We start from the raw sequence: 14,840 nt of genomic DNA on the forward strand, positions 1-14,840 counted from the left end.
TGAAATTATTAGCCAATATTGTTAAGCAATATTGGCTTGTTACAACGATACCATTTTCATTATTTGTTATGATTGTTACTAACATAGTTATATATCAATAAGTTAGCTTTAATAGTTATTGGTTATTAATGTAATTAAGTATATGTTCAGTTAACTTTAGTATATAATATCGCCATAGGTAACTTAAAACGATTGGATATACAGTGGCTAATGTTTGGCTAGTTAAAGATGAATCTCTCGTTACTAATACGTTGATTAATCCGGTTGAAATAACTACAAATGACGAAGTTGCTAAGTCTTTTTCGATAAAAAAGATGATAGCAAAAGTTAAATTGCTACCCAGTCATTTATCTAATCAAGCACTCTCAAATTTTTTATTTCTTGGTCATTTTCTTCAAAATGAAGAAGTCTCGTTTATTTATTATCGCAATAAAATTTTAAATCTAGCTCGTTATGCCTATATTTTATTGAAAACTTATATTAATCTGCCAAACCAATTTTTTGTAAAAGCACAATTAATTGAGAATGTATGGCAAGATAATTTAGTGTCAATGGGCCGAACAATTGATACTCGTGTTAACATATTTAGACAGAAATTAGCAGCAATCAATTTAGCTTGTGAACAACCGATATTAACTCATCGGGGATTAGGATACTCATTAAGTATTTAAGAAGGTATTACGTATGCGTCTTAGTTTACAATTATTATTAGGTTATGTTTTAATCGCTATTTTGGCGTGTTATTTGGTTTTTACTATCTTTTTAAAAGAAGTAAAACCAACGGTTCGCCATGCAACTGAGGAGATGTTAGTTGATACTGCATCACTTTTAGCAAACATTGTTTCTCAAGATTTGGCAGTGTTAGGTGATGTTAAACGTAGCTCAGTGATACAAGCATTAAATAACATTAATCAATCTCCTATTAACGCTAATATCAATGGTATGATCAAAAATAAGCTCGCTTATCGCGTTTATATCACTGATAAAAAAGGAATTGTTGTTTTTGATTCTGATAAGATGGATGAAGGTAAAGATTATTCGCGCTGGAATGATGTTTATCTTACCTTAAAAGGTCAGTATGGTGCTCGTATAACTAAAATGAATCCTGATGAACCAAGTAGTTCGGTGATGTATGTTGCTGCTCCAATTAATGTTAATAGTGAACTTGTCGGTGTTTTGACCGTATCTAAGCCAAATCAGGCAATGTCTGAAATTATTGATAAAGGTGAGCAACGCATTTTATTAGGTGGAATGATTTTAATTATTGTTGCGCTACTAATTGGTATTTTCATGATTTTGTGGGTTAACTATTCAATTAAGAAATTAGTGGGCTATGCAAATCAAATATCAAATCGTGAAAATGCAGCGCTACCTAAATTAGCTTCGCCTGAACTTAGAACACTCGCTAGTGCATTAGAAGATATGCGCACAAAACTTGATGGTAAAGACTATATTGAAAAGTATGTTCACACTTTAGCTCACGAATTGAAAAGCCCGTTATCCTCCATTCGCGCAGCAACTGAAATATTACAAGATGCGAGTGATAAGTTTCTATCTATGTCAAATGACTTTACTAAATTACAAAAAACACAGAATCGTTTTCTAACAAATATCGATCAGCAAACCGAACGAATGAGTATTTTGATTGAACGAATGTTACAGTTAGCTCGATTAGAAAGTCGCGCGGGTGTTAATTTTCAAGTACTTAATATGCGCCATATTATTGATGAGGTTATTGAAAGTCAAACCATTGAAGCACAGTCATTAGGTATTGAGCTTGTGATTCATAAAAATGATGAAATAACGGTTTCAGGCGATAAGTTTTTACTTATTCAAGCACTCACTAATTTATTAAGTAATGCATTAGATTTTACGCCATCAGGTGGCACAGTTGAATTAACGGCAACAGTTAAAACGGGTTATTACATTGTTGAAATTAAAGATAGCGGTAGTGGTATTCCTGAGTATGCAATCAACCGAATTTATGAACGGTTTTACTCATTACCTCGGCCAGATAAAGGTAAAAGTAGTGGGCTGGGATTAGCATTTGTTAAAGAGGTCGCAATTGTTCATAATGGTAAAATTAGCGTTGTAAATAGAACCGATGGTCAAGGCGCAGTTGCCACATTAATGATTAAAATTTCTTCCTAACTAGCAAGGTTATTGTAATGATTAAAAAAGGATTATTATTTACTGTTTTATTGCTAAATCTAATTATTGTTGGGTCAGTATCTGCCAAGAGTAAAGAGTGTTTAGTTAAGCCTTCGTACGATATTGTTATTGATAATAATTTTGTGCAAATTACCAATTCTCTAAATAGCTTAATAATACAACCTAATGGCACGATGATGCTAAATAATAATAAGATTGACACAAAACCCGCTATTTTAATCGAAGCAAAGCAGTTTCAAACATATTTGCGCCAACAGTTACCGACCTTTGAAATGCAAGCTCATAGTGAACTTATTGGTGTTCGTACGGTTTTTGAAAAAGCAATTCGTGATAGACTCGGTAATGATAGTGAGTTGCTTAACAATTTAAATAGCTTATATGTACAATTAGTCGGTTTGTTAAGTAAAGCGATCACGACTAAAGGTAATGTTACTTATTTTTATTACCAACCTTTTAATAATTTGAAAAAGGATGGTGAGGTAATCGGTAAAAAAGTATTCTATAAAATTATCGGTGATAGCATTTTTAGTTTTAATGTGTTTAAGAATTATTCTGCAATTAAAAAAATTGCTAAACAAGAGTGGAAAGAACAAAAAACAATTTTAAAAGAATTTGATGATGATGTATGTGTATTAATTACTAATATTGATGATAAGTACAATCATTTAATGATTGGTGTTAGCTTTTAAACTAACATATAACGTGTAATTTAACGATTAATCATTACTCTATCAGGTAATCATTTTCCATATAAAAATATAATAAGGATAGGATATGAGTGAATATTACACACTTTTTTCTAAGTATCTCAATATATCTGAAGTTATTTGTGGTGGCATTAAATTTGGCTTATTAGGCTTTGTTATCGCACTAGTCATTCTGATTTTTTTCCGTAAAACTGTATTAATTCAGCGCCGTAATTTGGTTTTAACCTATATTTCTCGTAGTTATTTTATCTTTATTCCGGTAATTTGCTTATTATTGGGCGGCTGTTATGGCGCTATTATGTCTGCGCAAAAACAAGTTATCGGTAAACTTCCACTTTATCAAACAACGGCTCAGCAATTTGTTAAGCAAAATCTAAATATTGATATTAATATTAACAAAAAAATCTTTACCAATAAAAGTTTAGATAATGTGGTTGATGATACATTTAGCAATATCAAAAAAAATGTATTGGCAAAGTTAAAATTGACGCCGCAGCATGATCAGCAACAAATTCAAAGATTTATGCTAGAGTCCTTAGATTCACCGTCGGGAATTAGCTATATTAAGTCAAAATTAAAAGAGCAGCTTTCAACGGTAAGTGGCATAAAGCGGCAAGTGGTTAATAAAGTGTTTGACGTTAAGCTTTCTTCATTATTAACTGGCGATATGATTATTGAAATTATGGCTTTGCATCTTACTCTAGCGGTAAAGAGTATCTTGCTTAAATTAATGATTATCTGGGCTATTTTGTTAGTTATTCCGTTAGCCGAAACTATATTTGCCTATTTTTACCATAAAAGACAAATGCAATAAAAGGCAAATTCATCTTGCACAGCCTTAACACTTAATTACATATTAATAAGCGGGATTAATAGACATCATTTGTAACATCTGCGAGAATATCTGCTTTGTGTCAGTACACGAGGTAAAATAGATGACGGCAACGATTATTGACGGTAAATCAATTTCTCAAAAAATTAGGAATGATATTGCGGATCAAGTACGGCAAAGAAAAATAGATGGCGCTAGAGCGCCAGGACTTGCGGTTATTCAAGTCGGCTCAGATCCTGCATCAAAAATTTATGTTAAAAATAAACAAAAAGCATGTGATGAAGTTGGTTTTGTTTCTTTTGCTTATGATTTCCCATCATCAACAACAGAGCAGTTACTTGATTTAATCGATACTTTAAATCAGCAACCTGATGTTGATGGCATTTTAGTTCAGCTACCTTTACCTAATAATATTGATAAAACCAAAGTATTAGAACGCATCGATCCTAAAAAGGATGTTGATGGCTTTCACCCTTTTAATATTGGTCGTTTATTGCAGCGCGAGCCTATTTTAAGGCCTTGTACTCCTTATGGTGTGGTTAAAATGCTTGAGTCGACTGGCGTTAAACTCTCAGGCCTTAATGCTGTGGTTGTTGGCGCATCAAGTATTGTCGGGCGTCCTATGGCATTAGAGCTTTTATTGCTAGGTTGCACAACGACAATTACCCATAGCCAAACTACTGACCTTGCTGAGCATGTTAAACGTGCCGATATTATTGTAGCAGGCGTTGGTATTGCTAATTTTGTTAAGGGTGAATGGATTAAAGAAGGGGCAATCGTTATTGATGTGGGGATTAACCGTTTAGCTGATGGTAAATTGGCTGGTGACGTTGAGTTTGACGAAGCGGTTAAACGAGCTGGTTTTATCACCCCTGTACCCGGCGGAGTTGGCCCGATGACGGTCGCTATGTTGATGCAAAATACACTCGTTGCGTGCGAAAGATTTAATTTGTAATATTTATATAATAATATAATTTGATTTATAACATTTAACACAATAAGAAAATTGGAAGGACTGACTTATGATTATTTTTCATACTAACAAAGGCGATATTAAAATTGAGACCTTTGCTGATAAAGCACCAGAAACAGTTAAAAATTTTATTGAATATTGTCAAGAAGGTTTTTATGACAATACGATTTTTCACCGTGTCATTAATAACTTCATGATTCAAGGTGGCGGTTTTGAACCTGGCATGAAGCAAAAGAAAACTAAAGCACCAATTAAAAATGAAGCAGCTAATGGGCTTAAAAATAGTGTTGGCACGCTTGCAATGGCTAGAACAAACGATCCTCATTCGGCAACTGCACAATTTTTTATTAATGTCGTTGATAATGATTATTTAGATTTTCGCTCACCAGATGCAAATGGCTTTGGTTACTGCGTTTTCGCTAAAGTTGTTGATGGTTTAGATGTTGTTGAACAAATTAAAGCAGTAAAAACCGGTCGTAGCGGTATGCACGCAGATGTTCCTGTTGAAGATGTTGTGATTGAAAGTGTTACTGTTGAAGAATAGTGATGCAACGTTTTTTTATTGCAGATATTCACTTAAATCAAAATGAGCCTGGTATTACAACAGGCTTTTTGCATTTTTTACAGACCCTACCCAATGATAGTGAGCTTTATATTCTAGGTGATTTATTTGATTATTGGATCGGTGATGATATTGTTGATTCGTTACATCAAGAAGTTAGCCAACAATTGAATCAACTTAAATTACGCAATATTCAAACCTATTTTATTCATGGTAACCGTGATTTTTTACTGGGTCATCGTTTTGCAAAGTTATGTGCTATGACAATCTTGCCTGAGACATGCATAGTAAAAAACGACAATAATAAGATCGTTATTTTACATGGTGATTTACTTTGTACTGACGATTTATCTTATCAAAAATTTCGAGGTAAAATGCACAATAAATGGCTACAGCGTTTATTTTTACTATTACCTCGCTATTTTAGGCAGAAAATTGCCAGTAAGCTTCGTAATAAAAGTCATCAGCATAATCAACAAAAATATGAACATATCATGGATGTTAATCAGGTGGCTGTTGAGGGAATGATGAGTCGCTATGATGCAAATGTGATGATTCATGGACATACCCATAAGCTTGCAACTCACCAATTTAATTGTGGTGGAAAAATCTTAACACGGCTGGTATTAGGTGCTTGGCATGATGGCGTTAATTATATTCATCAAGATGAAAATGGTGAAATTAAGCTAATTAAAGTAGAATAATTAGCTATCATCTTGATTTAGATAAATTTACCATCGACATAAAACCAATGATCACCATGTTTGATAAATCGGCTAATTTCATGCATTTTTTCAGCTTTGCCACTAACATTACGATAGCGAGCAGTAAAATCAACAAATGCCTCATTTGGTTTTTCACTATCCCAACTTTTATTGATAACTAACTCAATCCATTTAGCTTCACTAATCTCTTCATCTAATTTCTTAGGCAGTGTTTGAGGATGCCACGTTTTGATTAAGTAATCCGCTTTATGCAGAGCATAAGCGCTGTAGCGTGAGCGCATTAAAAGTTCGGCTGTTGGTGCATTTTGTTGCCATAAATGATACGGCTCACAACACTCTTTATAAGATTTTCCTGTGCAACAAGGGCACAAGTTTGCTGTTTTTTTATTCATGATTTATTGCCACTTGCAAAATAGATTAAAAATAATAGTTTAGTAATGACATTAGTATTGGCATTATTAGTGTTAACAAAAAGCCTTGTACTATAGCGGGAGGAACCATCATAATCCCGCCACCTTTTTGTAGCATTGGCAGCGTGAAATCCATCGACGTTGCACCACAAAGGCCTAATGAGGTTAATTTGTAACGTTTAATTAAGCTTGGAATTAAAATAATTGCGCACAGTTCGCGCATAATATCATTCAAAAAGCTAATGCCGCCAATAATAGGACCTTGAGCTTCTGTCATTAATACGCCCGACAACGAATACCAGCCAAATCCAGATGACATTGCCATGCTTGTATTGATTGGTAACGATAATAAATAAGAGACCACAACGCCACCTAGTAATGCACTGAATACCACGGTTAACGTTGTTAACATGCCCACTTTATTAATTAAAATCTGTTTTATTGTAATATGATTACTACGTAACTGAATGCCAACTAAAACTAATAAAATAACAAGAGTAACTTTAGAGGCTAGATCGTTATATTGCCAAATAGAAAGTGGCATGAGTCCACAGATAAAACCTAAAATTAAAGCCAGACAAATTCGCAATGATTCTAAGATCATTTTAAACCGAGATGTTAATGATTGATTATTAGGATTACTGTTTCGCCATGGTAACACAATATCAAGCACTAATAAAAAAATCATATTAAAGCCAAAGGTGCAAATAAATAGCAATAATGTTGATGAAATAATCATGGTTAAGTGGCTAAGCAAATCGTCGAGTTGAGCAAGCTCACTACCCATTAAAAATAGAATCAAGTAGATAATAAGACTTAGGGATTGATTAATCCAGCTAAGCCATGTTTTATTAGATAATTTTATTAAATAACCAGCAAATAAGGGAATTAACGCTATCAAGATACCAAACAACATTGGGCTAACCTTTATGAAAATAATAATTTATTGTAATTGAGTTAAACTGTCATCAATATGCTGTTTTAAGTTGTCCAGCAAGGTGTAGCGATTACGATATTCAGATCGTTTTTTACTCGCAATATCTTCAATAGATTTACGTACGATGTTATTGGGTAGAACATACAACCCTTGGCTATTTTCTTGACCATCAATTGTTTGCCAAAAATCGTTATAATCTGAGTGGAGCTGTTTAAAGCGGTTTTTATAGCGCCAGTTATTATAAATATGGGTTTTATTGCCGACAGCAACCACTTGTTCTAATTGGAAAAAGTTCGCAAAAAGAATCGCGCATTCTACCGCAAGTCGTTTAGGAAATAAGCCGTAGCAGGCTTTTGTCGCTTGTTGAATTGCCGCTCTCGCATCTTTATTATTAGACCCTTGTAGGCCTGCAATAAAAAGTGTTGATTTGCCTTGATATTCGATAATTGAAAAGGTTAATGTTGCAAGATCGACATTGTTTTGGTCATAAATGCAAATACTGAGCTCGCCTTCACGCGAATATTTGTCTTCAGCTTGAATAAAAATGTTAATTAACTCATCATTTTTAACCGTTAAGCCTGCTAGTAAATATGGGGCATCATTATAAAATGCTTGGGTAATTTTATCGCTTCGTGATGCTAAGAAATTATAATGATAAATTAAAGCTTGCAGACATGATTGATTATTCATACATGATGACAAATAAGGGCGCTGTAATTTACAAGGAAGATTGGTTTGCCTTGATAAATAGTAACCAAGTAAAGAATAGTTAGCTAAATGTTCAAGCCAAGTAAATGTTTTAGGACTAAGAAAAATGGATCGTAAAAAAAATTTACAGCGATAGAACCAATTCTGCCAAAGTGGGTTTAGAATTAGTTTTCCTGAATAAAGCCATTTAAATAGCACGGTTTTATCTTTTGGGGCAGTTATTTTTTGAATATCATTCATATGTTTTTTGTGAGCAATTATTTTAATTTGAGTATAAATCACGTATAAAAATGAGTATGATAACCGATAAAGTGCTTTTAGTAGAGTATTAAATATGAGTGAACAACAAGTTGTTGATAGAGTAGACGTTAAAAGTTTCATCCCTCCTGCTAAATATCGGGTAATTTTGCATAATGATGACTATACAACGATGGATTTTGTAATTGATGTATTGATGCGTTTTTTTAACCATGATGAACATAATGCTGCACAAATTATGCTTGCTGTACATAAACAAGGAAAAGGAATTTGTGGTATTTATTTAGCTGAAATTGCCGAGACTAAAGTATTTCAAGTCACCCATTATGCTAATGAACATCAGTTTCCTTTGCAGTGTACTATGGAGAAAGTCTGATTATGATGAATAAGCAACTACAACTTGCGATAAATGATGCCTTTAATCATGCACAATCTTTAGGTTACGAGTATTTAACTGTCGAACAGTTATTACTTTCATTACTTAATGATAATTCAATTGTTGATATTTTATCTGCACTAAGTATTGATATCGAAGAGCTCATTAATGCATTAACCATTTATATTGAACAAAATAGTAGTTACGCTGCGGGTAACCATGATGAATATATCACAGAACCAACGGTGGCTTTTCATCGTGTCATTGAACGTGCTGTGGTTCAAGTTCAATCTGCCGAAAAAAAAGAAGTCGCAAGTAGTGATGTGTTAGTTGCTATTTTAAATGAAGAAGAGTGCTACGCAGCTTATTTGTTAAATAGTCTGGGTGTTGATTGGTTGACGTTAACGCGTTATTTGTCTCACCAAATTAATACTGGTGAAGATGCGCACTATTTTGAAAACAATGACGATAGTCGTGTAGAAACTAATCCATTGCAGCGTTATACCACTAACCTTAATTTGCAGGCAGAGGAAGGAAAGCTTGATCCACTAATCGGCAGGGAAAATGACGTTGATCGAGTGATGCAGGTGTTATGCCGTCGCCGTAAAAATAATCCGATTTTAGTTGGTGAAGCAGGGGTTGGTAAGACGGCAATTGCTGAAGGACTTGCTTGGCTAATTGAAAACAACCGTGTTCCTGATGTACTAGCAAACGCGACAATCTATTCACTCGATATGTCAGCATTAATTGCTGGCGCAACTTATCGTGGTGATTTTGAAAAGCGGTTTAATGAATTAGTTAGTGCATTAGAAAAGCAGCCTAATAGTGTTTTATTTATCGATGAGATCCATATGATTATTGGTGCAGGCTCCGCCGGTGAAAGTAAAGTCGATACAGCCAATTTGCTTAAACCACTATTATCATCTGGTCGAGTACGGGTATTGGGGTCAACAACTTATCAAGAATATAGTCGAATTTTTGAAAAAGATCGCGCTTTAGCAAGGCGATTTCAAAAAATAGATGTAAAAGAGCCTTCTATAACCGATTCGATCAAAATCTTACAAGGGCTTAAATCGTATTATGAACAGTTTCATCAAGTTCATTATACCGCTAAAGCAATCAAAAATGCGGTAGAGCTATCAGTTAAGTATTTACCTGATCGATTTTTACCTGATAAAGCGATAGATCTTATTGATGAAGCGGGGGCAAAAAATCGATTATTACCTTTTAATCAACGTAAAAAAACAATCAATGTTAGCGATATTGAAAAAATTATCGCTAAATTAGCTCGGATCCCTGAAAGTACTGTATCGACTTCTGATAAAACAAAATTACAAAACTTACCGGCAGAATTAAAGTCAGCCGTTTTCGGACAAGATAAGGCAATTAATGTGCTTTGTGATGCCATAATGCTTAATCGATCAGGGCTTGGTTTAGAGCATAAACCGATTGGCGCTTTCCTTTTTGCAGGCCCAACGGGCGTTGGCAAGACTGAGGTAACGTTACAATTAGCTAAAATGTTAGGCGTGGATCTGTTACGTTTTGATATGTCGGAATATAAAGAGTCGCATACTGTTAGTCGGTTAATTGGATCGCCGCCAGGTTATGTTGGATATGAGCAAGGTGGATTATTAACTGATCAAGTCATTAAGCATCCTTATGCGGTTTTATTGTTGGATGAAATTGAAAAAGCACATCAAGATATTTATAACTTATTATTACAAATTATGGATAATGGCACATTAACCGATAGTAGCGGTCGTAAGGTAGATTTTAGAAATATTATTTTAGTGATGACAACTAATGCCGGCGTTCAAGAAACGGTAAAATCTTCAATCGGATTTTCATCACAAGATAAAAGTAATGATGCAATGTTTGAGATTAATCGCGTTTTTAGTCCAGAATTTCGTAATCGTTTAGATAATATTATCTGGTTTGAACATCTTTCTAAGTCAATTATGTTACTGATTGTTGATAAATTTATGGCAGAACTAAAACGCCAGCTGAATAATAAGCAAGTTGATATGGTGATAACTAATGAAGCTAAAACTTGGCTTTCATTAAAAGGGTATGATAAATCAATGGGTGCAAGGCCAATGGCGAGAATAATTCAAGAGCAGATCAAAAAACCTATCGCGAATGAATTATTATTTGGCCAATTACAACAAGGTGGTAAGGTTAAGATAAGCCTAAAAGATGATAAACTTAAGTTTGCGTACAATGCTAAATAAAAAGTTTAAATATTCAGATACCTTTAGATTAAATAAGAGAGTAGGGGGCGTTAAACCCGCCTATCTCTCAAAAAATGTGCTATTAAGTTGCACACTAATCGCATCCATGCCTTATTTATTATTGTCTAAGTACTACATCAAATAATGATGCAATCAATAAATAGCCCGATAAAGTGCTTCGATGTCTGGTATATTTGTATTACGTGGATTGCCACCCGTGCAGACATCATCAAAAGCCGCCTTAGCAAGCATAGTAATGTCTTCTTGCTGCACGCCAATTTCTTTTAATGTTGCAGGAATACCAACATCGATATTTAACTGTTTAACAGCAAGGATCGCAGCTTGCCGGGCAACGTCTATCGTCATAGCATCAGTGCCTTTTATGCCCATCGCTTTTGCAATGTCACGATATTTATCGCCAGTAAAATCTGCGTTGTAGGCCATTATATGTGGTAGCAATACCGCATTTGCAACGCCATGCGCTGTGCCATAAAATGCGCCAAGAGGATGAGCCATTCCATGCACAAGCCCAAGTCCAACATTAGAAAATCCCATACCCGCAATATATTGGCCTAATGCCATATCTTCAACACCTTTGCCGATCCCATTGACTGAGTCACGTAGTGAGCGGGCAATAATTTCAATAGCTTTAATATGGAACATGTCCGAGAGTTCCCATGCGCCTTTTGTGATATATCCTTCAATTGCATGTGTTAAGGCATCAACGCCAGTTGCTGCTTTTAAACTTGCCGGCATACTTGCCATCATATCGCTATCAATAATTGCAACGGTTGGAATATCATGTGGATCGACACAAACAAATTTCCGTCTTTTTTCTTCATCGGTGATAACGTAGTTGATTGTAACTTCGGCCGCAGTACCTGAAGTCGTTGGGATCGCAATCGTTGGCACAGCAGCTTTAGTTGTTGGCGCTACGCCTTCAAGACTGCGCACATCAGCAAATTGCGGATTGTTGATGATAATACCGATTGCTTTTGCGGTATCTTGCGGTGAACCCCCGCCAATTGCAATTAAGTAATCAGCGCCCGAGTTTTTGAATGTTTGTACACCTTTTTGTACCATTGTAATTGTTGGATTAGGCATAACTTCATCAAATATTTGATAGCGTAAGCCAGCTTTGTCGAGTAAATTTGTTACTTTGGTTGCAACGTTATACTTAATGAGCTCCTTATCTGTGACAATTAAGGCTTTTTTAAACCCTCTTTTTATTACTTCATCAACAATGTTGCAAATGGATCCTGCGCCAAAGTAAGATGTTTCATTTAATATCATACGATAGGCCATTTAGCACTCCTTATACATTATTTTATTTAAGCATTTTAATTATTTAAAATGTCGTCAATTTTTTTTAGCTGTGCAGCATCAATTTTGCCATTGAAATTACGCGAAATTGGCTGCATATAACCAAATTTTTGTGCGACGACACTTTTTATTGTTGTTACAAAGTCTTCACCAATTAAATAAATTTCGGAAAGTTTAGCTATTTTTTTATGTAGATTAGCGACAGTAGATAAGTCGTTAGCTTTGTAGGCATCAAGTATTGATACAAAGAGTTCTGGCACGATATTGGTTAATCCCGATAAAACGCCAGCACCATCATTCATTAGATTGGGAATAAAATATTCATCAAAACCTGCAAACACGCTAAAATCATCACGAATTTTTTGAGATTCTAAGGTAATTAATCTGGTATGTGACGCACAATCGACAGTGTCTTTAATTCCCATAAAACGAGGGCAGCTTTTAGCTAAGTGTTTGACGATTGAAACATCAACGTCGCAACCTGTTCTCGCTGGGAAGTTGTAGATATACCAGTTACCCGATAATTGGCTATCTAAATATTGAAAATAACTGATTAACTGACTTGCCGTTTGACCATAATAGTAGGGCGGTAAGATCATGACTGCATCATAGCCGTTACTATAAGCTTTATCTGCAAGAATTAGCATATCATTGATCACAGTGCTTGAAATATGGGCGATTAGTGGTAATGATGTCATTTTTCTTGCGTGTTCGATTAGTGATCCTCTTTCTTCCATATTCATATTGGCAAATTCACCAATGGTTCCCATTACAAGAATGCCGTTTAGCTTTGCATCAGTTAGCCTTTTATAATGTAACTCAAGTGCGTTGAAATCAATTTTCCCAGATAGGGTAAAGGGCGTAACCGATGGGCATATTGCGCCCGTTAATTTCGTTTTATTATCAAGTTTATTTGTCATTTTTAATTACCTTAGTGCTATTTGAAATTAAAATTATTTTGATTAAATTGGCTATAACGAGACTTCTCGTTTCCAGAAAATAAAATCATATTGTTCAAGGCGATCTGATTTAACAATATACTCATGACTTGCTACCTTTATTACGAGCTCTAATAGTTCATCAGCCATGCTTTGTAATGAGGCTCCGTCAATCACCGGGCCACAGTCGAAGTCAATCATGCTACTAAGTTTAGTTGCGGTCGTTGAGTTGGTTGCAATTTTTATTACCGGGACAATTGGGTTGCCGGTCGGCGTTCCAAGGCCTGTTGAAAAAATAACAATATTGGCACCTGCGGCCACTTGACCTGTTACTGCTTCTACATCATTTCCGGGGGTGCAGACTAATGATAGTCCTGTTTCAGCCATGGGGTCACCGTAATCACATACTGCAGAAATAGGTGCGTGGCCGCCTTTTTTTGCGGCGCCTATTGATTTTATTGCATCGGTAATTAAGCCATCTTTTATATTCCCGGGGCTTGGGTTATCAGCAATTGACGCATTGCATAATTTCGCTTGTGTTTCATAACGATCCATTAGATCCAAGAAGTGTATTTTATCTTCTTTTTTTATGCAGCGAGTAACCATATCACCTTCAGCGCCACAAAGCTCAGGAAACTCAGCAAGTCCAGATGCGCCGCCTAAAGCAACAACAATATCAGATACAATACCCATTGTTGGATTTGCCGAGATCCCCGAAAAGCCATCAGAGCCGCCACACTTAACCCCAAGTTTTAATTTAGATAATGAAACAGGTTGACGAACGATTTGATTTGCCGCAGTTAATTTTTCAAATGTTTGTTTTATTGCAAGCGCCATCATCTCTTCCTCGTTTTGCCATTCTTGCTGGCGAAAGAAAAGGTAAGGTTTATTAAAGTTAGGGTTGCGTAATTTTAATTGTTCATCAAAGAGGCTAACTTGTGCTTTTTCACAGCCTAAAGCAAAAACCGTGATCCCTGCAACATTGGGATGATCGGCATAGGCTGCTAAAATTTTACATAGTGATATTGAGTCATTAGCCGTTCCACCGCATCCACTATTAACGGTTAATGCTCTTATACCATCAATGTGTGAAAATGGTCGATTAGAATTGGTTTCTTTTGGATCACTTGAATGGCAGCCTAATAAATTTTTAGTAATTTGATCATAACTAGTTTGTTTATAACCTAACGGGGTTGCGAGTGCCTCTTGTAGTTTTAGCACATTTCTGTTTTGACAAAATACTAGTGGAATAATGAGCCAATAATTAGCGGTTCCAACTCGCCCATCGTCTCTGATGATGCCATTAAATGTCTTATTTTGCCATTTACTAATATCTGGCGGTGCCCAATTATAAGTGCGGTTATCTAAATTAACCTCTGCAGCATAATGTTTGACATTTTGAGTGGTGATCATTGCACCTTTGTCTATTTTTACCGTTGCTTTGGCAACAGGTAATCCGTATAAGTATAAAATATCATCAATATTTACACCTTGCGTTGTAAATTTATGTTTAGCTGGAATATCGGTTGATAAAACATAAGTATCGTTTTGCCACGTGACTGACTCGCCTTTTTTAAGATCTTTTAATGCAACGATTAAATTATCATTATCATTTATTTTTAATATTTTTTGCATACATTGCCCCATGCTATTTATTTGTATCATTTTATAAAATGATTCCATTGGTT

General features: G+C 35.2%; 15 protein-coding genes. 9 read left to right on the top strand and 6 right to left on the bottom strand.

Annotation, left to right across the window (positions count from 1 at the left end; genetic code table 11):
- The first annotated feature begins 203 nt into the window (after positions 1-203).
- The 7 genes from RHO14_05560 to RHO14_05590 all read left to right on the top strand — a co-directional run bounded on the left by RHO14_05560 (position 204) and on the right by RHO14_05590 (position 5,950).
- Positions 204-671 carry a winged helix-turn-helix domain-containing protein gene (locus tag RHO14_05560; GenBank protein WVD72268.1) on the top strand — a complete coding sequence of 156 codons (468 nt, stop codon included), beginning with the start codon at positions 204-206 and terminating at the stop codon, positions 669-671.
- Between the two features lie 13 nt (positions 672-684).
- Positions 685-2,151: a two-component system sensor histidine kinase CreC gene (creC, locus tag RHO14_05565; protein ID WVD72269.1), complete on the top strand. Its 1,467-nt coding sequence runs from the start codon at positions 685-687 to the stop codon at positions 2,149-2,151.
- Between the two features lie 17 nt (positions 2,152-2,168).
- Positions 2,169-2,861, top strand: a complete 693-nt coding sequence (locus RHO14_05570) for a hypothetical protein (GenBank protein ID WVD72270.1) — start codon at positions 2,169-2,171, stop codon at positions 2,859-2,861.
- An 85-nt stretch (positions 2,862-2,946) separates the two neighbouring features.
- The gene (locus tag RHO14_05575) at positions 2,947-3,693 is read left to right on the top strand and encodes a hypothetical protein (GenBank protein ID WVD72271.1); all 747 of its coding nucleotides are present in this window, start codon (positions 2,947-2,949) and stop codon (positions 3,691-3,693) included.
- A 121-nt stretch (positions 3,694-3,814) separates the two neighbouring features.
- Positions 3,815-4,666: a bifunctional methylenetetrahydrofolate dehydrogenase/methenyltetrahydrofolate cyclohydrolase FolD gene (folD, locus tag RHO14_05580; protein ID WVD72272.1), complete on the top strand. Its 852-nt coding sequence runs from the start codon at positions 3,815-3,817 to the stop codon at positions 4,664-4,666.
- A gap of 67 nt (positions 4,667-4,733) precedes the next feature.
- The gene (gene ppiB / locus RHO14_05585) at positions 4,734-5,228 is read left to right on the top strand and encodes a peptidylprolyl isomerase B (GenBank protein WVD72273.1); all 495 of its coding nucleotides are present in this window, start codon (positions 4,734-4,736) and stop codon (positions 5,226-5,228) included.
- A gap of 2 nt (positions 5,229-5,230) precedes the next feature.
- The gene (locus RHO14_05590) at positions 5,231-5,950 is read left to right on the top strand and encodes a UDP-2,3-diacylglucosamine diphosphatase (GenBank protein ID WVD72274.1); all 720 of its coding nucleotides are present in this window, start codon (positions 5,231-5,233) and stop codon (positions 5,948-5,950) included.
- A 17-nt stretch (positions 5,951-5,967) separates the two neighbouring features.
- Here RHO14_05590 and RHO14_05595 read toward each other — a convergent pair whose 3' ends face one another.
- The 3 genes from RHO14_05595 to RHO14_05605 are packed head-to-tail and all read right to left on the bottom strand — an operon-like array spanning position 5,968 to position 8,266.
- A complete protein-coding gene (locus tag RHO14_05595) occupies positions 5,968-6,363 on the bottom strand; it encodes a YchJ family protein (protein WVD72275.1) in 396 nt (131 codons plus the stop codon).
- 25 nt (positions 6,364-6,388) lie between these two features.
- Complete coding sequence (locus tag RHO14_05600; GenBank protein ID WVD72276.1) at positions 6,389-7,297, bottom strand: lysine exporter LysO family protein; 909 nt, start codon at positions 7,295-7,297, stop codon at positions 6,389-6,391.
- A 27-nt stretch (positions 7,298-7,324) separates the two neighbouring features.
- On the bottom strand, positions 7,325-8,266 hold the full coding sequence (locus tag RHO14_05605; protein WVD72277.1) for a VirK/YbjX family protein: 942 nt from the start codon (positions 8,264-8,266) through the stop codon (positions 7,325-7,327).
- 94 nt (positions 8,267-8,360) lie between these two features.
- Between RHO14_05605 and clpS the strand changes: the two genes are divergently transcribed.
- Positions 8,361-8,660 (top strand): ATP-dependent Clp protease adapter ClpS, encoded by a 300-nt coding sequence (gene clpS / locus RHO14_05610; GenBank protein WVD72278.1) that lies wholly within the window; start codon positions 8,361-8,363, stop codon positions 8,658-8,660.
- Between the two features lie 2 nt (positions 8,661-8,662).
- Positions 8,663-10,891, top strand: coding sequence for an ATP-dependent Clp protease ATP-binding subunit ClpA (gene clpA, locus RHO14_05615; protein ID WVD72279.1), 2,229 nt, complete (start codon positions 8,663-8,665; stop codon positions 10,889-10,891).
- Between the two features lie 153 nt (positions 10,892-11,044).
- Here clpA and fucO read toward each other — a convergent pair whose 3' ends face one another.
- From fucO to RHO14_05630, 3 genes are read right to left on the bottom strand one after another with little or no spacing between them, the layout of a single operon-like run.
- Complete coding sequence (fucO, locus tag RHO14_05620; GenBank protein WVD72280.1) at positions 11,045-12,196, bottom strand: lactaldehyde reductase; 1,152 nt, start codon at positions 12,194-12,196, stop codon at positions 11,045-11,047.
- Between the two features lie 35 nt (positions 12,197-12,231).
- The gene (locus RHO14_05625) at positions 12,232-13,134 is read right to left on the bottom strand and encodes a dihydrodipicolinate synthase family protein (protein ID WVD72281.1); all 903 of its coding nucleotides are present in this window, start codon (positions 13,132-13,134) and stop codon (positions 12,232-12,234) included.
- A gap of 51 nt (positions 13,135-13,185) precedes the next feature.
- Positions 13,186-14,787, bottom strand: coding sequence for an altronate dehydratase family protein (locus RHO14_05630; GenBank protein ID WVD72282.1), 1,602 nt, complete (start codon positions 14,785-14,787; stop codon positions 13,186-13,188).
- Positions 14,788-14,840: the final 53 nt, after the last annotated feature.

The sequence above is a fragment of the Orbaceae bacterium lpD04 genome (assembly GCA_036251935.1).
In the GTDB taxonomy this organism is placed as follows: domain Bacteria; phylum Pseudomonadota; class Gammaproteobacteria; order Enterobacterales; family Orbaceae; genus Orbus; species Orbus wheelerorum.

What these genes read in the sequence shown, in the direction of transcription:
- creC (WVD72269.1), top strand. Translation starts at nt 685, where the DNA reads ATGCGTCTTAGTTTACAATTATTATTAGGTTATGTTTTAATCGCTATT.
- RHO14_05570 (WVD72270.1), top strand. Translation starts at nt 2,169, where the DNA reads ATGATTAAAAAAGGATTATTATTTACTGTTTTATTGCTAAATCTAATT.
- RHO14_05575 (WVD72271.1), top strand. Translation starts at nt 2,947, where the DNA reads ATGAGTGAATATTACACACTTTTTTCTAAGTATCTCAATATATCTGAA.
- folD (WVD72272.1), top strand. Translation starts at nt 3,815, where the DNA reads ATGACGGCAACGATTATTGACGGTAAATCAATTTCTCAAAAAATTAGG.
- ppiB (WVD72273.1), top strand. Translation starts at nt 4,734, where the DNA reads ATGATTATTTTTCATACTAACAAAGGCGATATTAAAATTGAGACCTTT.
- RHO14_05590 (WVD72274.1), top strand. Translation starts at nt 5,231, where the DNA reads ATGCAACGTTTTTTTATTGCAGATATTCACTTAAATCAAAATGAGCCT.
- RHO14_05595 (WVD72275.1), bottom strand. Translation starts at nt 6,363, where the DNA reads ATGAATAAAAAAACAGCAAACTTGTGCCCTTGTTGCACAGGAAAATCT.
- RHO14_05600 (WVD72276.1), bottom strand. Translation starts at nt 7,297, where the DNA reads ATGTTGTTTGGTATCTTGATAGCGTTAATTCCCTTATTTGCTGGTTAT.
- RHO14_05605 (WVD72277.1), bottom strand. Translation starts at nt 8,266, where the DNA reads ATGAATGATATTCAAAAAATAACTGCCCCAAAAGATAAAACCGTGCTA.
- clpS (WVD72278.1), top strand. Translation starts at nt 8,361, where the DNA reads ATGAGTGAACAACAAGTTGTTGATAGAGTAGACGTTAAAAGTTTCATC.
- clpA (WVD72279.1), top strand. Translation starts at nt 8,663, where the DNA reads ATGATGAATAAGCAACTACAACTTGCGATAAATGATGCCTTTAATCAT.
- fucO (WVD72280.1), bottom strand. Translation starts at nt 12,196, where the DNA reads ATGGCCTATCGTATGATATTAAATGAAACATCTTACTTTGGCGCAGGA.
- RHO14_05625 (WVD72281.1), bottom strand. Translation starts at nt 13,134, where the DNA reads ATGACAAATAAACTTGATAATAAAACGAAATTAACGGGCGCAATATGC.
- RHO14_05630 (WVD72282.1), bottom strand. Translation starts at nt 14,787, where the DNA reads ATGCAAAAAATATTAAAAATAAATGATAATGATAATTTAATCGTTGCA.